Source organism: Staphylococcus sp. EG-SA-18 (genome assembly GCF_017151825.1).
Classification (GTDB): domain Bacteria; phylum Bacillota; class Bacilli; order Staphylococcales; family Staphylococcaceae; genus Staphylococcus; species Staphylococcus aureus.
Map to the genome: position 1 here is coordinate 76,852 of NZ_JACYVY010000055.1, position 24,945 is coordinate 101,796.

Consider the following 24,945-nt stretch of genomic DNA (forward strand, 5'->3'; position numbering starts at 1 on the left):
TTTATTGCTATACTACATGCATGTATATTAACATTAATTATCGGAGGTAATTTTATGAAAGAACGTGGCTATATCGAACAGCTTTGGCGTGAGGAAAAATATCATGTATTGTTACACAGTCAACAGTCTTACCAAATGATAAGGAATGCTTTAAAAACGGATTTATCACTTCATCAAGTTCAACAAATGATTGATGATGCTTTGTTAATTGAACCGAGTATAGGAAGTGTATGTAATGCTTTTGATCATATGTGGGGATATTTTAAAAAATGTGCGAATGAAGAAGAAAGACAACAATCAAAACTACTTAAAGCTGATTTTATTAATGGTAAAATCGACACCCAAACTTTATTAGATTTTTTAGCAGAACTTGCTAATAAATATGATGTTCAATATTTACTACAAAGTCGTGTTTTAAACACAAAAAGAAAGAGATAGATTGAAACTTTAGTTGTAACGGACAAATAGTAGTCATTGGAGTTCAGCAATTCATACTTTGTACTAAAGTTTACTATAATCTATCTCTCAAGGTTTAAATGTACATATCTATATTAAAATGCGTTTCATGATGTTAGAAGATACCATACACATTTAATTAGTTACAGCATAAATCAATTTATACCCTTAATTATTACATTGTTTATATTTTAAATTCGGGGGAGTAATTTTAAGTAATATCTTGTTGCTGCTAATTCTATTGTTAATAAATTGATATTAGATGTAGAAATTGAGTGTGAAAGTTAATAATAGATGATTTAGCTAGTAACATAATTAATTCATATATAGTCAAAAAGTTCTGTTAGATACTGTTCTTGATGAATATTCTTTGATGTTAGGTGTTAGCTATTCTAGATGAGTTTCTTAGATGTGGATGCCTGTCTTGATGAAGTTATCTATGATGTTAATATAATACTTGATGTTGATTCTTAGATGTTAGTGCGATTTCAAGATGCTGATTCTTTGTTGTTGCACTATCTTGGTGACGTTTCTAGTTGTTTATAGTTATCGCATCTCTTGATGTAAAATCTAAGATGTTTATGCATTTCTAGATGTTAATTCTTCGCTGCTTAAGAATTATCTTGATGGTAAATCTAGTTGTGCCATGCATTTTCTCATGATGAATCTAAGGTGTTAATTCATTGATGTGTGCTGTTTCTTGTTGCTTCATTATCTTGATGGTGAATTTCGTTGTCTAATGCACTTTTTCAAATGATTATTCTAATTGTTACGGCAATAACTAGATGGATTTTCTTAGATGTTCACTTTTCTAGATGTTTATACTTATCTTGATGTTTTCTAAACAGAACTTTTAAACGCTTTATTTTTTAGTAGATTGTTTAAAATTTCTTAGTTGATGGTTATTGTTGTTGATTTGAATAATTTGTAGCGAATATTTTGTAACAGGGCTACTAAGAATTTTTATAACAAGAAGTGATTTCAATCGTACTAATTTTCAGCGTTTGATGACAAAAGTGTATGTCCAAACTTAAATAATGGCGATAAAATTTAAGTCATGGGTACATTTAATGTTTTTTGATTCAAACTTCCATTTTGGTCAATTTGCTTTTTTTATAACATAGTTGAATATCAATAAAAGATTAGCAAGTTAGTTCAAAATGGCTATGTATTGTTTTTTGAAATACATAGGTTTGAAATCTATATTAATTATGCACCAAATAATTTAATTAGACTCTATCGAAAATTTCCAAATTTTGCTTACTATCTTTCTAATTTTACTTTTATATTGTGCACAATGCATAAAAACAAGCGTTTTCCTAGGAGTTTTCATTAATTTCTTTTATTTTTCACTATTACCTTTTCAAAAATATTCAACTATAATAGGTATACTATCCATGATTTTAAAAATTTCCATGTTTTACATTTAAATGATAGATTTCAATATATATTAGGCAGGAGAGAGAAATATGACATGCCAACTTAAAATACATCATACATTATCGACAATACCCAGTCGTAATATTAATAATATTATGGTGCTATTTTCACTTACAAGTAAACTCAATATTACGATTAATGGTGAAACCAAAGACGTAAGTAATTATATTATCTTAATTAACCATGGTGATATTTATAATATTAACCACGGCGAAAATATAATCGAATTAATGATACCCGTTTTTTATTTTTATCAACAAGATGATGATTTCTTTAATGGTTATTTAGATCGTCATTTATTACAATCAAGTAATTATATTAAGTCATTAATTGCCGATTTAATCAGTACACCAACAAGATCTTCTTTAATGGGGAAAAATATAGGTCAAAGTATTATAGACACTTTACTTAAAGAAGCTTTTATAAGAATAGATCATGAATATTTACCAAATATTGCTTTAAGCAATCCGGTGTTCATAGACTGTGTAAACTATATTCATGACAATATTGATGCGCACTTGTCTTTAAAAGATATAGCGATGCATTGCAACATCTCTGAATCATATTGTTCTAATCTTTTTGTTCGATATTTGAGTATGAATTTTAAAGATTATTTTACAAGTATTAAACTTGTTAACGCCATCAATTTATTACTTTCTACAAAACATTCTATTACAACTGTTTCTGAATTGGCCGGTTATAACAGTCATACAAATTTTGCAAATCAATTTAAGAATTACTTGCATTTTAGTCCTAAACAGTTCCGTTCACTCGTTTCCAAGATTACTGAACCACCACAAATACACTTCCAACAAGATAACGTATCACAATTCACTGAGTTAATTTCAACAATTGATTTAACAGCTCAACTGGCTACAAATACAACAGATATTCATATAGATGATTTTAATCCGAAAGATCGAAGTCAGCGTGCCAAAGTATTTGTTCGATTTAGTAATTTCAATGAACTATTTCAATTTATTTTCAATGAATATTACGATATTAACTTTGAGCACTTACCAAAACCTGTCGTTTTCATTGACGATATTCACGATATTGAGATTAGCCAAACGAATTACAACCTGTTAAATAGATGTTTTGAAAAGCTTTTCGAAAAAAATATAGGTTTAGCAATCGCTATTAAATCAACACAACAATTCGAAACGATGAAGCAATTAATACTCACATTTTTACAAGGCAATCAAGACTATAAGACAAGCAAGAAATTAGTTAAATTTATGCTCGTATTTTGCTCTAATTCTATGACAGCAGAAGAAATTCATTTATGTCATCTTAAAATTAAAAACAAAAATAAAGAAATTAAATATAGTGTGACAGTCGATGGCTTTTTAGAAACTTATTCAACCGTGGAACAAGTTTATGATGTCATGCAGCGTCTTAAATTCCATTATTACTTTATTGATATTGAAAATTCAAAAACTGCAACACATCTTATCACTAAAAACCAACACTATCATCAAACTGACACTCATTTTGAACAGTATAAGAAATTTATTTTAGATTCAGGTATATCATCAACACAATTTGTATATAATAACCTGTCTGTAAGCGGATTTAAATATACTAATGATGGTAAGAATCCAATTCAATTATCTGACATAGTGTATCACTTAATTGCATTATTACGATATGGCGGTGGCATTAGCTATCAATTATTAGATGACCATTCAAATTATATTTCCTTGTACAACAAATATGGTAGTCCCCTACCATTAATGCATTTATATAAAATGTTTAGACCTTTTGTTAATGAAGATATTGAAATTACAAATAATTATGTATTGAGTCGTAAAGATAATAACTACCATTTCTTATTATTCAATAAAATTAATGATCGATATATGTCAGACGTAAAACAAGATTTCATTTTCCATAATGAATTACCTCAAGACTCTTTGATGATTATTAAAACATTGAATCATGAACATGGTTCAATTCAACATTTGCTTCCAATAAGCGATCAACTTGTTTATATAGAAAAAGAAATTTTAGATGAATTAGACAAAACGAATTACCCTAAAACGGAGCTTGCAGTTCAAGAAGAAACTGGTCGTACATTTGAACTCAAGTTAAATCACGACGAGGTTAAATATATTTGCTTTAAACCAAGCTAAATACTAACAGTCCTCTTGTGTTTAGTTTCTTACGTTAAAGGCTATTTATATCATAAGGAGATGATATGTAATGAGTAACTCACAAGCAATTCAAGCAATTGAAAACGTGTTAGCAACGTCAAAAGTTGGTGTATTATCAACTGCATATAATAATAAACCTAATAGTAGATATATGGTCTTTTATAATGATGGTCTTACTTTATATACTAAAACGAATATCCATTCTGCTAAGGTCAAAGAAATTAAAGATAATCCAGCAGCATATGTTTTGTTAGGCTACAATGATACGACAAATCGCAGTTTCGTTGAAATGGAAGCCACGATAGAAGTAGTTACTGATCAAAAAGTAATCGATTGGTTATGGGAGACTCAAGATAAAAGCTTTTTCAGTTCAAAAGAAGATCCAGAACTTTGTGTTTTAAAGGTGACACCACAATCTGTTAAATTGATGAATGACAAATCATTAGATACACCTATCAAAATCGATTTATAACACAAAGTATATATAGGAAATAACTTTTATGAATTCTAGATATAACAATGTTAAATACTTAAAATAACTCGCTATAATTAAAGTGTTTAATATGTTTACAATTCAATTTGCAATGTATTGTTTTTTAGACACACTTTATTCACATTTAACGTGATTAGGGTGTGTCTTTTTAAATTAATTTTATGTAATATAAATACTGCATTTGCAAACTGTTGCACTTTTAGGTATAACAGAATTAACTACATTTAAGGAGATTGATGAACCATGAAAAAGAAAAAAGGTTTTGGTCTTGGTATTAGTTTAATCGCCATCATGTTAATTGTATGTATTGTATTAGTAATCATGATGATGACTGGCGGAAAGAAAGATACATACTATGGAATTATGAAAGATAATACTACTATTGAAAAAATGATTAGTGAAAAAGATGAAAGCATTGAAAAAAATGTTAAATTACCTTCAGATTCAGATGTTAAAGTTAAAAAAGGTGATTTTGTAATTGTTTATAAATTAGCAGATTCAGATAAAATTGTTAAAGTTAAAAAAGTTGACCATGATGACGTCCCTCACGGTTTAATGATGAAAATTCATGACATGGGCAAAATGCACATGAAACACTAATTGTAATTTAAATTACAAATTTTAGTTGCCATCAAGGTATATACGAGTAAAAGCAGCGGTAAGTTGATTTCCAATTTGGAATCATCTTACTGCTGCTTTTTAAGAATTACTGTGTCAGTCTATTTTCGGTTCGCCTGCGCTTTTGCGCATGCATAAAAGCCCCTAACAACCAAAGGTTGTAAGGGGCTTTAAATGTCAGATAGTATTTTTTAAATTGATTTTAAATATTCTTGACCTTTTGCTTTGTCATATACGTTTTCCCATTTAGCTATAACGATTGTTGATAATGCGTTACCAATAACGTTTACACATGTACGTACCATATCTAAGATACGGTCAACACCAATAATTAATGCTAAACCTTGTGCCGGTAAGCCCATGGCACCTAATGTTGTTAATAAAACAACGATTGAAGTTCCTGGTACTGCCGCCATACCTTTAGACGTAATCATTAATGTTAACATCAACACAATTTGCTCTGATAATGTTAAGTGCATTCCATACATCTGTGCAACGAATAATGCTGCAATAGATTGATAAAGTGCTGATCCGTCTAAGTTAAACGTATAACCAATTGGTATAACAAAAGAAGTAATTTCTTTTGGAGAACCGAAGTTTTCCATTTTCTTCATCATTACAGGAAGTACAGCTTCCGAACTTGATGTAGAAAATGCTAAAAGCAATTCACTTTTCAAGATTCTAATAATATTCATGATATTAATACCACACATCCATGCAACTAGTCCTAGTATAGCGAATACAAAGAACACCATTGCAAAGACAACAACTAATACTAATTTTAATAGTGGTAATAATGCGGATGCACCAAATGTAATAATTGTAGTACAAATGAATGCAAACACTCCAAGTGGTGCTAATTTTAAAATTTTATTAATCATCCAGAACACAGCTTCAAGCGATCCGCTTAAAAATTCTTTAACTGGTTCTGCTTTTTTACCTACAGCAGCTAATCCTAATCCAAAGAATACTGCGAAGAAGATAATAGGTAATAATTCACCCTTATTTAAAGCTTCAAAAAAGTTTGTCGGAATAATATGTACAATGGTATCAATAAAATGATTTCCATATGTAGATTGTTCTGCTGCATGTGCAGTTGATTGATATTTAGAAATATCACCTTTAGGTAATTTTGTTGGGTCTAATCCAGCACCTGGTTTAAATAGGTTACCGAAGATAATCCCTAAACCTATTGCGATTGTTGTAATAATTTCAAAGTATAAAATTGTTTTCCAGCCATAACGCCCTACAGTTTTCGATTCCCCAACGTTCGAAATAGAAAGCGCTAGTGAGCAAAATACAACTGGTATAACGATCATTTTAATTAAATTTAAAAATACGTCACCAAATGGTTTAATGTAATTTGCTACGTTTTCTTGTCCATATAATAAAAGTCCTACGACAACACCTAACACTAATGCAATAACAACTTGCATAGGTAGGCTAATTTTTCTCTTGAATAGAGCCATAGTACAAACTCCCCTTCATCTGACATCACTCAATTATATCAGAAAATTGATAATTATCTATAAAAAATTAAAATATTTATCTTTTATAGATGTCAAAAATCACTAATTTCCATACAAAAACTGTTTACCTCAAATAATTAAAATTGAAGGCACTAAACTGTTTCACCAGTTATACGTTACACTATTTTGATGGTTTATAATTTTGATTAAAATATTTATGCTTTGCAGTTTTCAAACTTTTCTTAGTCTCTGTATCAAAGCCTTCAACAAATAATCCTTTATTAGTACTGATTGGTTGCACAACATAAGTTACACCAGGTTCATCTTTAAATGTAACTTCCTTATAGAAGAGACCTTTTTTAGCACTATACTCTGTTTTTTCTGATTTAATTTTATCTTTTAGATTTTTCTCTTCCAAGTAACTGTCAATTAGTTGAATATTCTTATGGCCTTGATATGTTTTCAGACCAAAGAAAAATGCTACTGCAACAATTAATGAAATAAATAATATAATGATAACTTTAATCGCGTTTTTTTTCTTCTTCATTATGTAACTCCTTTTTGCTTATCTATTCAGTATGAACGAATCAATTTATTTAATAAAGAGTTTTTACCAGATTGTAACAAATTTTTTTATTCTCAATATTATTATAGAAATCGAATTACATACACGATGCTTTTAAAAAATTTAATAACAAATTTTATTTTACTATCTATCAAAATAATTGACTACTTTTAACAATTAAGGATGATACAATTACATTTTTTTCAATTTAAAAAATCAGTCATATCAGTAATTACCGATGAAAATACTAAGATATCGATATATTTTGCATTATTTAACATTTAAATTCAATTATAGACAATTCAATAATTGCGATGAAATCAGTACTTGACAACTATTACACTTCATAATATTGTTTATTTTAACAAGGAGTGATTGGATGTATGTAGAAAACAGCTATCTTAGCAAACAGTTGTGTTTTTTATTTTATGTTTCTTCAAAAGAAATAATTAAAAAATACACAAACTATCTTAAGGAATATGATTTAACCTATACTGGTTACATTGTTTTAATGGCGATTGAAAATGATGAAAAACTTAACATCAAAAAATTAGGTGAACGTGTATTCTTAGATTCTGGAACACTGACACCATTACTAAAGAAATTAGAAAAGAAAGATTACGTTGTTCGAACACGTGAAGAGAAAGATGAAAGAAACCTACAAATTTCTCTAACAGAACAAGGTAAAGCAATAAAAAGCCCTCTTGCTGAAATTTCTGTTAAGGTCTTTAATGAATTCAACATTTCAGAACGAGAAGCATCAGATATAATTAATAATTTGCGGAATTTTGTTTCTAAAAATTTTGACTATTCCGACAAAAAATAACTCCCTATCATAAGGTGATGGGCAGAAGTATGCATCGCTATGTTTATTCATTATCTTTATTGCTTGTATAAATCTCGATGCTCAGTTCTTTTGCCCTGATTCCTTATCAGGCACAAATCTACCCATTTATTACTTTTTTATCTCCCCTTTTACTTTAACTTTTTTAATACTACTCATATAATGGCTTTGTAATACAAATTTCTATAATGGAAGTGATGATATTGAACTTCAATCAATTCGAGAATCAAAACTTTTTTAACGGTAATCCAAGTGATACATTTAAAGATTTAGGTAAACAAGTATTTAATTACTTTTCAACACCTTCATTTGTAACGAATATATATGAAACAGACGAATTATATTACTTAGAAGCTGAACTAGCAGGTGTAAATAAAGAAGATATTAGTATCGATTTCAATAATAATACGCTCACTATTCAAGCTACTAGAAGCGCAAAATACAAATCTGAACAACTCATTTTAGATGAGCGTAACTTAGAATCATTAATGCGTCAATTTGATTTTGAAGCTGTTGATAAGCAACATATTACTGCTAGTTTTGAAAATGGGTTATTAACCATTACCTTGCCTAAAATCAAACCAAGCAATGAAACTACTTCATCAACATCTATTCCAATTTCATAGTTAAATTTAAAATGAATACACTACTAAAGCCTTAATGTCATGCTACGAATATTGCGCATGATATTAAGGCTTTGTATTTAACTAAATGAATGTCATGTATTACATATCAACCGTTTTTCAATGAGCCATATTCTTTTTGGTATAAATGACGCATGGTAAATAATGCAATACATCCAAATACCGCTAAGAAAATAAATGCTAAATGACTTGATCCTGTTAAATTAGCTACGTACGTGATTACTAGTGGTGGGAAGAATCCTCCTAAACCACCCATCATTGATACGATACCATTTGCGGATCCCGCTTCATTTAAGAAGTAGGATGGTACTAATTTGAAGATTAAGCCGTTACCAATACCTGCACAAATACTTATTGTTAAACAGCCTACAGTGAATAATGCGATATGGTCTGAAATACCTAAAATAATGGCACCGATAATCATAACAACAAAATCAATCATCAATACTTTAACTGCATTAAATTTATCACCTAAAATGCCACCTATTGGTCTTAAGAATGTTGCCAGCGCAATGAATACACCTGATCGAATACCAGCATCTACTTTGTCAATTCCAAAATGATTTACTAAGTAGTTAGGTAAGAAAATACCAAATGCTACAAAAGCACCAAAAGTAATGAAATACCAATAACTTAAGTAATATAATTTGTAGTTTTTAGATAATGTTTTCATTTGTGCCATTAATGGCACTTTAATTTTACGTTCTTGTGTATCACCAAATATAAACATAATTAATGCAAATAAAGCGATAATAATTAAGTAACTTCTAACAGTTGTTTGCCAACCAATAATACCCGCAATTGGCGGTGCTAAAAATGAAGAAACTGCTGTACCGATATTTCCCATACCATAAATACCATTTGCTAGACCTACTTTTTCTTTAGGGAAATATTTAGGAACTGATGTAACACCAACTGAGAAAATTGCACCACCTACACCAAGGAAAAATCCTGACGCCATTAACATACCCGGTGTTTGTGCTTGGCTTAAGAAAAATATCGGGAATAACAATACGATAAAACTAGTAAAGAATACCCATTTAGCGCCAACAATGTTTGTTAGATAACCAAATGGCACACGGAGCACCGATCCCAAAATAACTGGTATCGCTAAAATGATTGATATTTGACCTTCAGTAACATTGACATCTTGTTTAATAAAGGGCATTAATGGCGCAATTATACTCCAAGCCATAAACCCAACCACTAAACTTAATGTCTGTAATGTAAGTTGAAAGCCACCTTTTGTTTTGTACATACGTTTCACCTTCACCAAAATCATTTATTTTTTAATAGATATCAATACTCTGCCTATATATTAGAGGTCAATGTTATTTAAAAATGCTTTCATTTATATGAAATCATTCAATATAGACAAAGTATTGACTACATATATATTTTATTATGATTGTGAAAAAGTGAACATAAGGATTTTCCCTTATTTATGAAGTGATTTACCCTATACAATGTCCCTTTAAGATGCTTTTAGACACTTATTCGCCATCATTTTAATCATATTATTTAGGAACACTCACATACTTTTCTTATTTTTTTCAATTAGTTACAATTACTGCTTGAAAATCACGTTACGTTATCCTTTATGCTGACAACATAAGGAGGTTTATCATGTATAAAATCAATATTATTAGATCAGATTCCGTCTATAAGAATATACTCAAGGCACCAATAAACGACCGTGATTCAATTTTCACTAAAGAAATATTAGTACCTTTTAAAAAGAAATTTGAGGTACAACATATGCCTATTTATAATGATGACAAACAAACAATGAGTGCGATTCAATTTTTAGATGCATTTCAAAAGTCTCCCAAAGAACTGGTTGAAACTGACCAAATGTCAATACAATACCTGAATAATGATTTCTGGAGTAATTGCGAAAAATATTTAAAAGTTGCTATAGATCAATTTTCAAATTATAGTATCTCATTTCAAGTTTCTAACTATCATTTCACAGTATTACTTGGAGATAGCCAAAAACCACTTATGTATCTAAATAAAAATCGCGGTGGTGATGGTGGCATACCAGGTTATATTATGATTTATTTAGTGCCGAGTACAAGTACAATTAATTCTATGAAAAGCTTAATTGCACATGAAGTAAATCATAATATGCGCTATCAATATTATTGATTGGGATGGCGGAAGTTTGATTGAATTGATTATTGCAGAAGGATTAGCTGAAAACTATGTAGAATCATTGTATGGTAAAGCGCATATTGGACCGTGGGTAACAAATACTAATTGGAGTCGTGATAACGTAAAAATTAAAAATACTATTTATAATCATTTACATTTAAAGCATATATTTGAATCGATGCCTTATCTCTATGGTGATGATATTAATAAACTTCAAGGTAGGCCTATCGTTGGCTTATCTCATGCTGCCGGGTATGCATGTGGCTATCACTTGGTAAAATACTTTTTACAAAAAACAAACATACCTATTGAAGTTGCCACAACACTTCCAGCACAAAAAATAATAAATGAGGTGACTGAATTTTGGCATACACATACACTTTAAAAGATATTATTGAAATTACAGGTGTAACTAAAAGAACTTTACATTATTACGATGAAATAGGATTATTAGTTCCAGATAAAAATGATAAAAATTATCGCGTTTATAAACAGCAAGACTTAGAAAAATTACAAAAGATTTTAATACTCAAGTCTTTTGATTTTGATATCGCTAAAATAAAACAATACATTTCATATGATAATGAACAATTGCGAAAGTTATTATCAGAGCAAGTAAGCAAGTTAGATAAAAAGATTTCAGACTTACAATTAATTAGACGCTCTGTATGTGAATTTATTAACGGACACTCTCTAATAGATACCAGCATTTTAAATAAGACACTACAGTCACAATATGATAAAGAAGCATCTATAAAATATGGTCATACGAAAGCATATCAATCATTTATTAGACGTAAAGACAGCTTACAATCGCAGGATATCAGACATAAATTGACAACTATCTTCAATAAATTTAATCATATGTCTTTGAGTCATTATCCAATCCAAGATTGTAGTGATCTCGTATTTGAGTGGAAGGCATTTATGAACACTATCGCTGATTTTGATGATGAAACATTATGCTGTATTGCTAAAACATATGAAGATGATACGCGTTTCAAAGATTACTTTAATTCATATGATAATCAAAATTTAGCATCATACATTTCAGAAGCTGTTAATTATTTTTTGAGCAATGTGAATAAGAGCGACAATTTTTAATCCTCATACAGATGCTACAACACTGAATACACCAACTAAAATAATTGTTCAAAGTAGAAAACTAATCATTTATTCTCTAAATCAATAACTATATTAAAAGTTATACCTTTGCAAAGCGAATTAGTAAAGGTTACCGAAAGGAGAAAGGATTAGGTTCCATTCGATTTATAAAAAAATATATTTCGAAACATACAAAAGCGCCAGAAGATAATCATTTCCTCTCGCGCTTTTATACTGAATTATATTAATTTCAAACTCTAAAACTCTAATAATTTCTTTTTCAATGCATATTCAACTAGCTCAGGTTTACTCTTTAAGCCAAGCTTTGTCATAATATGCGTCTTATGTGCTTCTACTGTTTTCACAGATACAAATAATTTCTCTGCAATTTCTTTATTCCCGTAACCTTTGGCAATAAGTGGCAATATTTCTAGTTCTCGTTTTGATAAGATTTTAAAAGGATCTGTTGTGTTTGCAGTGTCCTGATTTGAATTAGATACAAATTCATTCACTAAAGATGTTGTAAGTTTCATATCTACATATGTTTCACCTTTATATACAGTTCGAATAGCTAACAATAATTGTTCATCAGGTGCATTTTTCAATATGTAACCTTTCGCACCATTACGCAACACATGGAACAAATACTCCTCATCATCAAACATGGTTAATATTAAAATTTTAGTTTCTGGAAAACTGTCAGCAATTTTACTCGTAGCGATAAGACCTGACTCACCTGGTGGCATACTTAAATCCATTAGTAACACATCAGGTTTATATTCCATTACTTTTTGGTAAGCTTCGACGCCATCTGCAGCCGTTGCAACAACTTCCATATCATTTTGATAATTTAAAATCATAGAGAACCCCGTACGGACAACAGCGTGATCATCGGCAATGACTATTTTCAATTTTATTCCCCCAATGTATGTTTCAAATTGGAATGTTCAATGTAACATTGGTACCCTCACCAATTTTCGTTTCAATATTGACGCTACCGCTGACTAACTCAGCTCGCTCATTCATTCCATATAAACCGAGTCCAGAACCTTTAGGCTTAGAACTTGGATCAAAACCATTTCCCGCATCTATCACTTCTGCTACCAAATGGCGCCCAGTTTGACGGATACCTACATTTATTTCATTTACATCAGCGTATTTCAACGCATTTAGAATAGCTTCTTGTACTACTCGATAAACAACCGTTTCAATATCACTATCAAAGCGGGTATTTTTAATATTTGATGTATATATGATTTTTATTCCATAATTTTCTTCAAACTGTTTAAAATATGATTTAAAAGCTGCTTCAAGGCCTAGATCATCCAAAGAAGCGGGTCTTAATTCAACCGACATATTACGTATATCATCAATTAATTTAGCGACAATATATTCAATATTTTCTGCGTCTTCCAAAAGCTTAGTTGTATCTTCTTGATATTTTAATAATCTCAATTGAACATCTACATTGAGCATTTCTTGAATCACACTATCATGTAACTCTCTAGAAATTCGCTTTCTTTCATTTTCTTGGGCTGAGATTGTTTTACGCATCATACGTTGTTGATGTAATTTCTCTTGCTGTTCAATTTGTGATGAAACATTTTGAAGCGTAAATGCATGAATTCCCCTGTCTTGATCAATCAACTGATATGTTGCTGTAAATGGCATCACTTTTTGATCTTTCGTCTTCATAAATACTTGGAAATTCGTAGCTTGTACTTGCATCGATTCTAAGAAACAGTCTTTACATGATTGTACATCATAGGCATTTGTATACCCTTCACATCTGTGACAAATCGCATTCGCCACAGCACTGTAATTATCTTCTTCAGATAATATATCTTTAGCAGCATCATTCATTGCAATAATTTTGCCGTTATCATCAGCAAAAACTATCTTTTCGATTGAATGCTCATAATATTTTTTCAATAAAGTATCTAACTGTATACTGTCCTCATTAATCATGACTTACACCCTAATTCATCTCATTATTTATCATCATTGAAAATACCAAACTTACGTTGAATATCATCATTATCAAATATTTTTGGTAAAGGACGACCATCTCTTTGACCAAATAATAGTACGCCATACACTTGATTCTTATACCAAAGCGGCACTGCTAAAACTGCTGTTAATGATTCGCTCAATAAAATTGGATAGTCAATCTTTTCTTCAGGCCCTAAAGCTAAACCAACATTGGCTATTACCATACGCTTTCCTGTTTTCATAACAGTTCCAGCTAATCCACGACCTTTTCTTAAAATAATCAATTTAAATCGATTATTTTTATTACCTGAAACATAGTGCCATTTTATTGGAGATGATGGTTTGTTAGATTCATAGAAAGCGATTGCCGCAAAATCATAACCCTCTTCTTTGCGTATTTTATCTAATGTCTCTTGAAATCTACGATCTTCAATTATTGCTTCTGGTGTCAAATCCTTTCACCTCTTATGCTTACACTTTATTCTTACGGTAAATAATATATCTGCGATTTATATATGTCAAAGGTACACTCCAAACATGCACCAAACGTGTAAATGGCCAACAAGCCATAATAGTGAAACCTAACAATATATGCATTTTAAATGCAATCGGCACACCACTCATCAATGACGCATCTGGTTTTAACATAAATAATTGTCTAAACCAAATTGATAATGAAGTTCTGTAGTTAAAATCTGGATGTTGTATATTGGTTACTAATGTTGCGTAACATCCCATAAATACGATAAGTAATAATAAGAAATTTACAAATATATCCGACGCTGAACTTAATCTTCGAATACTTTTCGTAGTAACACGTCTCGCTGTTAATAAAAACATCCCTATCAAAGTTATTATACCAAAGATGCTACCAATATAAACAGCGCCTATATGATATAAATGCTCAGACACACCCACTGCATCCATCCATGATTTCGGTATTAACAATCCAACTACGTGTCCAAAAAACACTGGAATAATACCTAAGTGAAATAATAAACTTCCCCACATCAATCTTTTTCTTTCTATTAGTTCACTAGATTTAGCTGTCCAAGAAAATTTATCATAACGATAACGTGCAATATGACCTGCGACAAAGACAACTAAACATAAATACGGAAATATAACCCATAAAAACTGATTAAGCATGATGTTTCACTCCTTTTGGTGATGTCAAACATAATTTCAATGTTTTTCTAAGTGCTTGAATCACATAGGCATATGGATTGTTATCTTCACCAAGTGCATTCGCCATCACATATGTTCCATCCTCAATAATCATAATGATTAATTGAATATTCTCTTCAGCTCTTGGATCATTTCGCCATTCTGCCACTTGCAAAAATTGAAGCATCAACGGTAGATAATCAGAAAGTTCATTATCTACCATTTCTAGTCCAAACATTTCATATAATACCTTTAATTTAGCTAACATTTGCCCACGTTCTTTTTGCGTATCAAATTTGTTATACGTCATATATAATGGTGCTTTTTTCGTAAAATCAAATGTATCTGTATAAATCGCTTTGATTTCTGATAATGAAAATGTCATCATTACATTTCTAAATGCTACTAAATCTTCATATGCTGGATGATCTGTCGAAATTGTTTCTTCAAAAGTTTTTGGATGAAAAGTTAATTTTTCTGGAAAGCATAACTGTTGTGCCATATATCCAAAACTTTCTTGATATTTTTTAAAATTATCGAAATTAATCACGGAAAATCCCTCCATAGAAATTCTCATTATAAATTTCTTGACCAGTTTTCCCTGAACCTACTGCAACGCCACAGCCTTCACAGTTATCTCCAAAATGCTCGCCGCCGTAATTGTATCCTGTACTACCTTGTGCGTGATACGTATCTAAATAGGTTTCTTTGTGTGATGTTGGAATAACAAATCGATCTTCATATTTGGCTAGTCCTAATAAACGATACATGTCTTTAGTTTGGCGCTCGGTTATACCTAATCGCTCTAATCGAGACGTGTCAAATGGCTGTTGAGTAACTTGAGATCTCATATAACTTCTCATCATTGCCATACGTTGTAGGGCTCCTTTTACTGGCTCTGTATCTCCTGCAGTGAAAATATTAGCTAAGTATTCAATAGGTAAACGCATTTCTTCAATGGCTGGGAAAATCGCATCTGGATTTTGAGTTGTATTTTTACCTTCAAAATAGCTCATAATTGGGCTAAGTGGTGGGCAATACCAAACCATCGGCATCGTTCTAAATTCAGGATGTAACGGAAATGCAAGTTTATATTCAATTGCTAACTTATAAATTGGAGAGTTTTGTGCAGCTTCAATCCAATCATAACCAATACCATCTTTTTCAGCTTGAGCAATGACTTCTTCGTCAAATGGGTTTAAGAATATATCTAATTGTTTTTCGTATAAATCTTTCTCGTCTACTGCTGAAGCCGCTTCATGAACTCGATCTGCATCATATAATAAAACACCTAAGTAACGCATACGTCCTGTACAAGTTTCAGAGCATACCGTAGGCATACCCGCCTCGATTCTCGGGAAACAGAAAGTACATTTTTCAGCTTTGTTCGTTTTCCAATTGAAGTAAACTTTCTTATATGGACAACCTGTCATACAGTAACGCCATCCACGACATGCGTCTTGGTCAACTAATACAATGCCATCTTCATCACGTTTATACATAGCACCTGAAGGACACGATGCAACGCAACTTGGATTCAAGCAATGTTCACATAAACGTGGTAAATACATCATAAAAGTTTCGTCAAATTGGAATTTAATATCTTCTTCTATTTTTTGGATGTTAGGATCTTTTGGACCTGTAACATGACCACCTGCTAAGTCATCTTCCCAGTTAGGTCCCCATTCAATTTCAATGTTATCCCCTGTAATTTCTGAATACGCTCTAGCAACTGGCGAATGCTTCCCTGATTTCGCAGTTGTTAAATGTTCATAATTATAGTTCCATGGCTCATAATAATCTTTAATTAATGGCATATCTGGGTTATAAAAAATTTTACCTAAAGCAATTTTTGAAATTCTACTTCCAGATTTTAATTCAAGTTTCCCTTTACGATTTAGTACCCAACCACCTTTGTAGTGTTCTTGGTCTTCCCAACGTTTCGGATACCCTACACCTGGCTTCGTTTCTACGTTGTTGAACCACATGTACTCAGCACCTGGACGATTTGTCCAAGTGTTTTTACATGTCACACTACACGTATGGCATCCTATGCATTTATCTAAATTTAATACCATCGCAACTTGCGCTTTAATCTTCAAGCCAATTAACCTCCTTCATCTTTCTAACTGCTACATATAAATCCCTTTGGTTCCCAATTGGTCCATAATAATTAAAGTGATAACTAATTTGTGCGTATCCTCCGACTAGTTGTGTTGGTTTCAAATGGATTCTAGTCGGCGCGTTGTGTGAACCACCACGTGTATCTGTAATTTCTGACCCAGGCGTTTGAATATGTTTATCTTGTGCATGATACATAAACATTGTACCTTTAGGCATACGATGCGAAATAACTGCTCTTGCCGTTACAACACCATTACGGTTATACACTTCTAGCCAATCATTATCTTGGATATCGTGTTTTTCAGCATCTTCATTTGATATCCAAACCGTTGGACCACCTCTAAATAGTGTCAACATATGCTTATTATCTTGATACATTGAGTGTATATTCCATTTTCCATGAGGCGTTAAATAACGCAGTACCAAAGCATCTGTACCACCTTTAATTTTCTTATCTCTATTCCCAAATACCATTGGCGGCAATGTCGGTTTATATACTGGTAAGCTCTCTCCAAATTGTTGGAAAACTTCGTGATCCACATAATAACTTTGACGTCCTGTTAATGTTCTAAAAGGTACTAGACGTTCTATATTCGTTGTAAATGGTGAATATCGTCGACCTTGTTTATTTGAACCTGGGAATACTGCTGTCGGTATTACTTCTCGTGGTTGTGAAGTTATATTTAAAAACGAAATTTTCTCAGCAGCGCGTTCGCTAGAAATATCTTTTAACGGCATTCCAGTTTGTTCTTCGAGATCTTCATATGATTTTTGTGATAATTTACCATTCGTAGCAGATGAAATACTTAGTATTGCATCAGCTACATTACGTGCTGTATCAATACGTGGACGATTCGCTCTCACAGAATCATCATTTGTATCACTCCACGTACCTAACATACTTTTTAATTCTTCATATTGTTCACTGACACCGAAACTTACACCATGTGCTCCAACTTTCCCTTTTTCAAGTACAGGACCAAGCGTGACATATTTGTCGTAAATTTTAGTGTAGTCGCGTTCTACAATTGCAAAGTTAGGCATTGTACGTCCAGGTACCGCTTCAATTTCACCCTTCGACCAATCTTTCACTACGCCGTATGGTGTTGAAATTTCTTGCTTTGTATCATGACTAAGCGGAGTTGTCACAACATCTTTAAACGTTCCAGGTAAATAGTCTTTTGCCATTTCTGAAAATGCTTTTGCCAACGTTTTATAAATATCCCAGTCTGAACGCGATTCCCATAATGGATCAATAGCTGGATTAAAAGGATGTACATATGGATGCATATCTGTAGATGACAAATCATGCTTCTCATACCAAGTCGCTGCTGGCAAAACAATGTCAGAATATAAAGGTGTTGCTGTCATTCTGAAATCTAAAGAAACGACTAAATCTAATTTCCCTGTTGTTTCCTCACGCCACGTAATTTCTTCTGGCTTTTCATTTTCATTTGGTGTAGCTAATAACCCTGATTTTGTGCCAAGTAAATGCTTCATAAAGTATTCTTGACCTTTTGCAGAACTTGAGATTAGATTTGAGCGCCATATAAACAGTGATTTCGGATGATTCTTTTTCAAATCCGGATCTTCTATCGCAAATTGCGTTTGTTTTGACTTAACTTCATTTATCGCTCGTTTTAAAATTGCTTCATTTGAATCTATACCTTCATCTTTAGCTTCTTCTGCAAACAACAAACTATTTTTATTAAATTGTGGATATGATGGTAACCAACCAAGTCTAGCTGCTAAAACATTATAATCAGCTGGATGTTGATGCTTTAACTCCTCTGTTTTAGCTAATGGAGATTTTAAACGATCTACATTTGACTCTTCATATTTCCATTGGTCTGTTGCAAAATAGAACCAACTTGTTCCGTTTTGCAAACGTGGTGGTCCTTGCCAGTCTTTCGCAAATGCGACAGTACTCCATCCTTCAATCGGACGACATTTTTCTTGTCCCACATAGTGAGCCCAACCGCCACCATTCACACCTTGACAGCCACATAACATAACTAAGTTTAAGATTGAACGATAAATCGTATCTGAGTTAAACCAATGGTTAATACCCGCACCCATGATAATCATTGAACGCCCTTCAGTATCGATAGCGTTTTGCGCAAATTCTTTCGCTACTTGAATGACAACACTTTGTTTTACGCCTGAAATGGCTTCTTGCCAAGCAGGTGTATATTTTGATTCTGCATCGTCGTATCCTTTTGATTCTAATTTATGATCAAAACGACGCACGCCATATTGACTTGCCATTAAGTCAAAAATTGTAGCAATACGGACTTTGTCACCATTTGCTAAAGTGACTTGTCGAGTTGGAATTGGACGATTGAATATCCCATCTCCATCACTATCAAAGTATGGGAATTGAATTGTTTCTAATTCGTATCCACCTTCTGCCATTGATAATGTAGGGTTAATTTTAGAACCATCTTCTGTTTCTAGTTTTAAGTTCCACTTCTTACCTTCTTCCCAACGTTGACCCATTGTGCCATTAGGTACTACTAAACTATCGCTGATTGCATCATGAATAACTGGCTTCCATTCGCCTTGCTCTGTTGTTTGACCTAAGTCACTCGCTCTTAAAAATCGACCCGCTTTATATCCATTTTCATCTTCATCCAGCATGATAAGAAACGGCATATCTGTATATTGTTTAGCGTAATTTATAAAGCGTTCATTAGGTTGATTAACATAATGTTCTTGTAAAATAACATGCGTCATTCCTTGTGCAATTGCAGCATCTGAACCAGGATTCGGTGCTAGCCAGTTATCTGCAAATTTCACATTTTCTGCGTAATCTGGTGCTACTGAAATGACTTTTGTACCTTTATAGCGGACTTCAGTCATAAAATGTGCATCCGGAGTACGTGTTAAAGGTACATTAGACCCCCACATAATAATGTATGATGCGTTATACCAGTCGCTTGATTCAGGCACATCTGTTTGCTCTCCCCAAATTTGTGGAGAGGCAGGTGGTAAATCTGCATACCAGTCATAAAAACTAAGCATTTCACCACCAAGCAAATTGATGAATCGAGCACCTGCTGCATAACTAATCATTGACATCGCTGGAATAGGTGTAAATCCTGCGATTCGATCTGGACCATATTTTTTTATTGTATACAGTAATTGTGCTGCGATTATCTCTGTAACGTCTTTCCAATTTGAACGCACGTGCCCTCCCATACCTCGGGCTTGCTTATATTGTTTGGCTTTGTCTTCATTTTCAACAATAGACGCCCATGCAGCAACGCGATTACCATTGTTTTCTTCTAATGCTTCACTCCATAAATCCCAGAGTTTTCCACGAATATATGGATATTTGATTCGAAGCGGACTGTATTCATACCAAGAGAATGACGCACCTCGTGGACATCCTCTCGGTTCGTATTCAGGCATATCCGGACCACAACTTGGATAGTCAGTTTGTTGATTTTCCCAGGTAATCACACCATTTTTCACAAATACTTTCCAAGAACATGAGCCTGTACAGTTAACACCATGTGTTGTTCTTACTTCTTTATCGTGGCTCCAACGTTCTCTGTACATTTTTTCCCATTCTCTACTTTTACTTTCTAGGATCGACCAATTCCCATTAAATTTTTCTGTTGGCTTAAAGAAATTCAATCCAAATTTTCCCATATTTATATCCTCCTACGTATAAAAATACGATGTGTAGATGTCGTGTTTTTAAATACTTTAAAATGCCCAAGACTATTGCTTTAATTAGATTGTACATTTTTTCACAAACATAAAATATTAGGGAATCACCTAATTACTTAAGGAATTTCCCTATCAATAACGGGATTTCATTGAAATAATACACAATCATGTATGGTCGTGCTTATTGCCAATCTAAATCGTTCAAATTTGGCACAACGACAAATAAGGCTTCAACACGAATATATTCTCTCGGTTGAAACCTTACTTATTCATTTATTTTTTTAAATTAGTGACATAACACTGTATTAGCATCTGCACGATCGGTTGAAATATATGTTACATTTTCTTGCTGCTTAATAAATGCATCATAGTAATCATATTGCGACGAATGATATGTGCCATTCGATGTATTATTTGGGTTTAGCAAACAGCCATAACCTTCGTCATATAAATGTTCACAGAGCATAAGGGCGTCATGTTTAGAACCACTTACTACATAAAATTGCTGAGTCGGATTAGAAGTTGTTGAGACATTTTCAGTATAACCAACAACTTCCCCAATAATACATATACCTGGTTTCGCCTCAATTGAATAGTGTTGCAATTTTGAAATAATATTACTTAAACGCCCCTTAACAACAAACTCGTTAAAACACGATGCTTGAAAGACAATCGCTATCGGGTAATCAATATCTGTGTATTGTTGTATCTGTGTGATAATTTTCCCTAAACGTTTTACCCCCATATAAATTGCTAACGTGCCACCATTCACTAAGGAATTGACATCCACTTCATTTTCTTCTGAATCTTTAAAGTGACCTGTAGAAAATGTCACACTTTTAGCAACTGTACGCATTGTCAAACCTGTCTGCATAGTAGCAACTGCTGCGCTCGCTGATGTCACCCCTGGTACAATTTCAAACGCAATATGATGTTCATTTAGTGTGTCGACTTCTTCTTGCACACGACCAAATATCGCTGGATCGCCACCTTTAAGTCTAACAACCTTGTTATATCGACGCGCTGCTTCCACGATACAGTCATTTATTTTTTCTTGCTGAATATGTTTTGCATACGGCTTTTTACCAACATCGATAATTTCAGTAGTCAAATTCGCATATTGTAAAATTAACGGATTCACTAATCGATCATATAGAATGACATCCGCTTCACGTATTAAACGCTCAGCCTTTTTAGTCAAATAATTCGGATTACCTGGGCCCGCACCTATCAAGTAAACCTTGCCATATTCCTCTACAGACATATATATACGTTCCCGTCTGTAACTTCTACCTCATAAACATCTACACAACCTTCATCAGGTTCTTGAACAATACCTGTATTTAAATCAATTTTTTGATCGTGGAGCGGGCAAAATACATATTCCCCACTCACTGTCCCTTCAGACAATGGTCCTTGTTTGTGTGGACAGATATTGTGAATCGCATGAATTTTGCCACTTTCTGTTAAAAACAATCCTACCTCTTTGTCTTTGACAATAACCTTTTTTCCAATTAGGGGTGTTAATTCATCTATAGTTGTCACTTTAATTTTTTCTTTTGTTTCCATGTATTACACCTTCTCCACTTCAAAAATTTTACGTGCTTGCGCATTGCTAGTTATTGCTTCCCAAGGTTCAGCTTCGACTGCTTTTTTAGCATCCATAATGCGTTCAAATAGTTCATTTTGTCTTTCTGGGTCAAGTAAGACTTCTTTTACATTTTCAAATCCAAGTCTTCTTAACCATGGCGCTGTTCTTTCAGCATATATACCTGTTTCGCGATAATATTGCATCAAAGCACCACATAATTTGATTACTTCATCTTCTGTTTCTACAGTTGTTAAAAATTCAGCTTTTTCAACTTCTGTACCACCATTACCACCGATATAGATTTGGAATCCATTTTCAACTGAGATAATACCAAAATCTTTAACACCTGATTCAACACAACTTCTTGGGCAGCCTGATACACCCATTTTGAATTTATGAGGTGTATCGATGTATTCAAATGTTTTTTCTAAACGAATGCCAAGTCGTGTCGTGTATTGCGTACCAAATCGACAAAACTCTTTACCAACACAACTTTTAACTGAGCGAGTTTTCTTACCATAAGCTGATGCTGAACGCATACCTAGGTCTTCCCATATATTTGGTAATTCTTCTTTTTTAACTCCATACAAACCAACACGTTGCGAACCTGTCACTTTAACTAGTGGCACATGATATTTCTTAGCCACTTCTCCTAGACGAATCAGTTGGTCTGCATCTGTAACACCCCCACGCATTTGAGGTATAACAGAAAATGTACCATCATTTTGAATATTCGCATGGTAACGTTCGTTAGCAAATCTTGATTCTCTTTCATCTTCATGATCATGTGGATAAACCATATTCAAATAATAGTTAATCGCAGGTCGACATTTTGGACATCCACCTTTGTTTTTAAAGTTTAAAACATGTCGAACTTCTTTAGATGTTTTTAAACCTTTCGCTCTTATTTGCGTTACAATTTGATCGCGTGTCAAATCAGTGCAACCACATATACCAGCAGGTTTTGCGGCAACAAAGTCATCTCCTAAAGTGTGCTGCAATATTTGAGCAATTTGCGGTTTACATTTACCACATGAATTCCCCGCTTTTGTTTTAGCCGTTACTTCTTCAACTGTTGTAAAGCCATTTTCCGTAATCGCATTTACTATAGTACCTTTATCAACACCATTACAACCACAAATTGTTTCATCATCAGCCATATCAGCAATTGATAGCGATGCCTCTTCTCCACCTTTAGTAAGCAATGATACAAGTGTGTAATCTTCAGTGGATTCACCTTTTTTCATCATGTTATAAAAGCGTGAACCATCATCGATATCACCATATAGTACTGCACCAACTACATTACCGTCTTTTAAAAAGATTTTTTTATAGTTATTATCAACACTATTAAATATTTCAATACCTTTAATTTCTGCATTTTCTACAATTTGACCAGCACTATACAAGTCACACCCAGAAACTTTTAATGACGTAAATGTTGTTGATCCCTTGTATCCGTTCGTTTCTTTATTTGTTAAATGATCAGCTAATACTTTACCTTGTTCATATAGTGGTGCAACGAGTCCATAAACTTTGCCGTTATGTTCTGCACATTCACCAACTGCATATACATTGCTATCACTTGTTTGCATCACATCATTGACAACAATACCACGATTAACATCTAGACCTGATTCTTTGGCTACTTCTGTGTATGGTCGTATACCTACTGCCATAACAACTAAGTCTGCCGGAATCTCGCGTCCATCAGCCAATTTAACACCCTCAACATCATCTTCTCCTAAGATTTCAGTTGTGTTGGCTTGCATTTCAAACTTCATACCTTGCTTTTCTAGATCTGCTTTAAGCATATTTCCAGCTTTACGGTCTAGCTGCATTTCCATCAACCATTCAGCTAAATGTAACACCGTTACTTCCATACCTTGATCTAATAAACCACGTGCACACTCTAAACCTAGTAAGCCTCCACCAATTACAATTGCTTTCTTTTTAGTCTTCGCAATGTTCATCATTTGTTCAGTATCATCAATCGTTCTCCAACCAATTACACTCGGTAATGTCGAACCTGGAACTGGAATGACGAATGCTTTAGAACCTGTCGCAAAAATCAATTTATCGTATGATACTTCAATACCATTTGCAGTAGTAACTGATTGATTTGCTCTATCTACTTCAATTACAGGATCATTTGTAATTAACTCGATACCATGTTCCTCATACCACTCATATGGATTCATAATTGTTTCTTCAACTGTCATTTTATTTTGTAAAATATTTGAAAGCATGATGCGGTTATAGTTTGGATAAGGTTCTTTACCTATTACCGTAATATCATATAAATCGTTGGCGCGCTCTAATATTTCTTCGATTGTTCGAATGCCCGCCATACCGTTACCAATCATTACTAGTTTTTGCTTTGCCATAAAATATGCCCCTTTACTCCATAATATTTATTTCAAAAAAAGGTATTAATTTTTCGTTAG

20 protein-coding genes and 1 pseudogene are annotated in these 24,945 nt (G+C 32.8%); 8 read left to right on the forward strand and 13 right to left on the reverse strand.

Features of this window, described 5'->3' with window-relative positions; translation table 11 throughout:
- Positions 1 to 54 precede the first annotated feature (54 nt).
- The 4 genes from IDG66_RS11615 to IDG66_RS11630 all read left to right on the forward strand — a co-directional run bounded on the left by IDG66_RS11615 (position 55) and on the right by IDG66_RS11630 (position 5,145).
- The gene (locus IDG66_RS11615; RefSeq protein WP_000664393.1) at positions 55 to 438 is read left to right on the forward strand and encodes a YbgA family protein; all 384 of its coding nucleotides are present in this window, start codon (positions 55 to 57) and stop codon (positions 436 to 438) included.
- A gap of 1,487 nt (positions 439 to 1,925) precedes the next feature.
- On the forward strand, positions 1,926 to 4,031 hold the full coding sequence (rsp, locus tag IDG66_RS11620; protein WP_103143704.1) for an AraC family transcriptional regulator Rsp: 2,106 nt from the start codon (positions 1,926 to 1,928) through the stop codon (positions 4,029 to 4,031).
- Between the two features lie 70 nt (positions 4,032 to 4,101).
- Entirely contained in the window at positions 4,102 to 4,524 is a 423-nt protein-coding gene (locus IDG66_RS11625) for a pyridoxamine 5'-phosphate oxidase family protein (RefSeq protein WP_000071904.1), read from the forward strand.
- A gap of 264 nt (positions 4,525 to 4,788) precedes the next feature.
- Positions 4,789 to 5,145, forward strand: coding sequence for a DUF4889 domain-containing protein (locus IDG66_RS11630; protein WP_000727328.1), 357 nt, complete (start codon positions 4,789 to 4,791; stop codon positions 5,143 to 5,145).
- A gap of 209 nt (positions 5,146 to 5,354) precedes the next feature.
- On the opposite strand, the gene IDG66_RS11635 is transcribed toward IDG66_RS11630, so the two are convergent.
- Positions 5,355 to 6,632, reverse strand: a complete 1,278-nt coding sequence (locus IDG66_RS11635) for a cation:dicarboxylate symporter family transporter (RefSeq protein ID WP_001173165.1) — start codon at positions 6,630 to 6,632, stop codon at positions 5,355 to 5,357.
- Positions 6,633 to 6,813: 181 nt separating this feature from the next.
- Positions 6,814 to 7,179, reverse strand: a complete 366-nt coding sequence (locus IDG66_RS11640; protein WP_000727537.1) for a DUF3139 domain-containing protein — start codon at positions 7,177 to 7,179, stop codon at positions 6,814 to 6,816.
- Between the two features lie 397 nt (positions 7,180 to 7,576).
- Here IDG66_RS11640 and IDG66_RS11645 point away from each other — a divergent pair, with 397 nt between their 5' ends.
- Entirely contained in the window at positions 7,577 to 8,023 is a 447-nt protein-coding gene (locus IDG66_RS11645) for a MarR family winged helix-turn-helix transcriptional regulator (protein ID WP_000289213.1), read from the forward strand.
- 215 nt (positions 8,024 to 8,238) lie between these two features.
- Positions 8,239 to 8,667 carry an Hsp20/alpha crystallin family protein gene (locus IDG66_RS11650; RefSeq protein WP_078065667.1) on the forward strand — a complete coding sequence of 143 codons (429 nt, stop codon included), beginning with the start codon at positions 8,239 to 8,241 and terminating at the stop codon, positions 8,665 to 8,667.
- Between the two features lie 106 nt (positions 8,668 to 8,773).
- On the opposite strand, the gene IDG66_RS11655 is transcribed toward IDG66_RS11650, so the two are convergent.
- Positions 8,774 to 9,943 carry a nitrate/nitrite transporter gene (locus tag IDG66_RS11655; protein WP_000278558.1) on the reverse strand — a complete coding sequence of 390 codons (1,170 nt, stop codon included), beginning with the start codon at positions 9,941 to 9,943 and terminating at the stop codon, positions 8,774 to 8,776.
- 368 nt (positions 9,944 to 10,311) lie between these two features.
- Between IDG66_RS11655 and IDG66_RS11660 the strand changes: the two are divergent.
- Positions 10,312 to 11,227, forward strand: a pseudogene (locus IDG66_RS11660) (DUF2268 domain-containing putative Zn-dependent protease).
- Positions 11,206 to 11,946 carry a MerR family transcriptional regulator gene (locus tag IDG66_RS11665; RefSeq protein ID WP_000332069.1) on the forward strand — a complete coding sequence of 247 codons (741 nt, stop codon included), beginning with the start codon at positions 11,206 to 11,208 and terminating at the stop codon, positions 11,944 to 11,946. The pseudogene IDG66_RS11660 and the gene IDG66_RS11665 overlap by 22 nt, the downstream one beginning before the upstream one ends.
- 257 nt (positions 11,947 to 12,203) lie before the next feature.
- On the opposite strand, the gene nreC is transcribed toward IDG66_RS11665, so the two are convergent.
- The 10 genes from nreC to nirB all read right to left on the reverse strand — a co-directional run bounded on the left by nreC (position 12,204) and on the right by nirB (position 24,885).
- Positions 12,204 to 12,857 (reverse strand): nitrate respiration regulation response regulator NreC, encoded by a 654-nt coding sequence (gene nreC / locus IDG66_RS11670; RefSeq protein WP_000706315.1) that lies wholly within the window; start codon positions 12,855 to 12,857, stop codon positions 12,204 to 12,206.
- Positions 12,858 to 12,879: 22 nt separating this feature from the next.
- Entirely contained in the window at positions 12,880 to 13,914 is a 1,035-nt protein-coding gene (gene nreB / locus IDG66_RS11675) for a nitrate respiration regulation sensor histidine kinase NreB (RefSeq protein WP_000606546.1), read from the reverse strand.
- 23 nt (positions 13,915 to 13,937) lie between these two features.
- Entirely contained in the window at positions 13,938 to 14,390 is a 453-nt protein-coding gene (gene nreA / locus IDG66_RS11680; protein WP_000186933.1) for a nitrate respiration regulation accessory nitrate sensor NreA, read from the reverse strand.
- Between the two features lie 19 nt (positions 14,391 to 14,409).
- On the reverse strand, positions 14,410 to 15,087 hold the full coding sequence (gene narI / locus IDG66_RS11685) for a respiratory nitrate reductase subunit gamma (RefSeq protein ID WP_000934155.1): 678 nt from the start codon (positions 15,085 to 15,087) through the stop codon (positions 14,410 to 14,412).
- Entirely contained in the window at positions 15,080 to 15,655 is a 576-nt protein-coding gene (narJ, locus tag IDG66_RS11690) for a nitrate reductase molybdenum cofactor assembly chaperone (protein ID WP_000606771.1), read from the reverse strand. Before narJ ends, narI begins: the two co-directional genes overlap by 8 nt.
- Positions 15,648 to 17,207 carry a nitrate reductase subunit beta gene (narH, locus tag IDG66_RS11695; protein ID WP_000692645.1) on the reverse strand — a complete coding sequence of 520 codons (1,560 nt, stop codon included), beginning with the start codon at positions 17,205 to 17,207 and terminating at the stop codon, positions 15,648 to 15,650. The genes narJ and narH overlap by 8 nt, the downstream gene beginning before the upstream one ends.
- A complete protein-coding gene (locus IDG66_RS11700) occupies positions 17,197 to 20,886 on the reverse strand; it encodes a nitrate reductase subunit alpha (protein ID WP_001837375.1) in 3,690 nt (1,229 codons plus the stop codon). The genes narH and IDG66_RS11700 overlap by 11 nt, the downstream gene beginning before the upstream one ends.
- 307 nt (positions 20,887 to 21,193) lie before the next feature.
- Positions 21,194 to 22,171, reverse strand: coding sequence for a uroporphyrinogen-III C-methyltransferase (gene cobA, locus IDG66_RS11705; protein WP_000109972.1), 978 nt, complete (start codon positions 22,169 to 22,171; stop codon positions 21,194 to 21,196).
- The gene (gene nirD / locus IDG66_RS11710) at positions 22,162 to 22,476 is read right to left on the reverse strand and encodes a nitrite reductase small subunit NirD (RefSeq protein ID WP_000448220.1); all 315 of its coding nucleotides are present in this window, start codon (positions 22,474 to 22,476) and stop codon (positions 22,162 to 22,164) included. The genes cobA and nirD overlap by 10 nt, the downstream gene beginning before the upstream one ends.
- A gap of 3 nt (positions 22,477 to 22,479) precedes the next feature.
- Positions 22,480 to 24,885 (reverse strand): nitrite reductase large subunit NirB, encoded by a 2,406-nt coding sequence (gene nirB, locus IDG66_RS11715; protein ID WP_001118725.1) that lies wholly within the window; start codon positions 24,883 to 24,885, stop codon positions 22,480 to 22,482.
- Positions 24,886 to 24,945: the final 60 nt, after the last annotated feature.

Coding starts and splice junctions, on each gene's coding strand:
- IDG66_RS11615 (WP_000664393.1), top strand. CDS start 55: ATGAAAGAACGTGGCTATATCGAACAGCTTTGGCGTGAGGAAAAATAT.
- rsp (WP_103143704.1), top strand. CDS start 1,926: ATGACATGCCAACTTAAAATACATCATACATTATCGACAATACCCAGT.
- IDG66_RS11625 (WP_000071904.1), top strand. CDS start 4,102: ATGAGTAACTCACAAGCAATTCAAGCAATTGAAAACGTGTTAGCAACG.
- IDG66_RS11630 (WP_000727328.1), top strand. CDS start 4,789: ATGAAAAAGAAAAAAGGTTTTGGTCTTGGTATTAGTTTAATCGCCATC.
- IDG66_RS11635 (WP_001173165.1), bottom strand. CDS start 6,632: ATGGCTCTATTCAAGAGAAAAATTAGCCTACCTATGCAAGTTGTTATT.
- IDG66_RS11640 (WP_000727537.1), bottom strand. CDS start 7,179: ATGAAGAAGAAAAAAAACGCGATTAAAGTTATCATTATATTATTTATT.
- IDG66_RS11645 (WP_000289213.1), top strand. CDS start 7,577: ATGTATGTAGAAAACAGCTATCTTAGCAAACAGTTGTGTTTTTTATTT.
- IDG66_RS11650 (WP_078065667.1), top strand. CDS start 8,239: ATGATATTGAACTTCAATCAATTCGAGAATCAAAACTTTTTTAACGGT.
- IDG66_RS11655 (WP_000278558.1), bottom strand. CDS start 9,943: ATGTACAAAACAAAAGGTGGCTTTCAACTTACATTACAGACATTAAGT.
- nreB (WP_000606546.1), bottom strand. CDS start 13,914: ATGATTAATGAGGACAGTATACAGTTAGATACTTTATTGAAAAAATAT.
- narI (WP_000934155.1), bottom strand. CDS start 15,087: ATGCTTAATCAGTTTTTATGGGTTATATTTCCGTATTTATGTTTAGTT.
- IDG66_RS11700 (WP_001837375.1), bottom strand. CDS start 20,886: ATGGGAAAATTTGGATTGAATTTCTTTAAGCCAACAGAAAAATTTAAT.
- cobA (WP_000109972.1), bottom strand. CDS start 22,171: ATGTCTGTAGAGGAATATGGCAAGGTTTACTTGATAGGTGCGGGCCCA.
- nirD (WP_000448220.1), bottom strand. CDS start 22,476: ATGGAAACAAAAGAAAAAATTAAAGTGACAACTATAGATGAATTAACA.
- nirB (WP_001118725.1), bottom strand. CDS start 24,885: ATGGCAAAGCAAAAACTAGTAATGATTGGTAACGGTATGGCGGGCATT.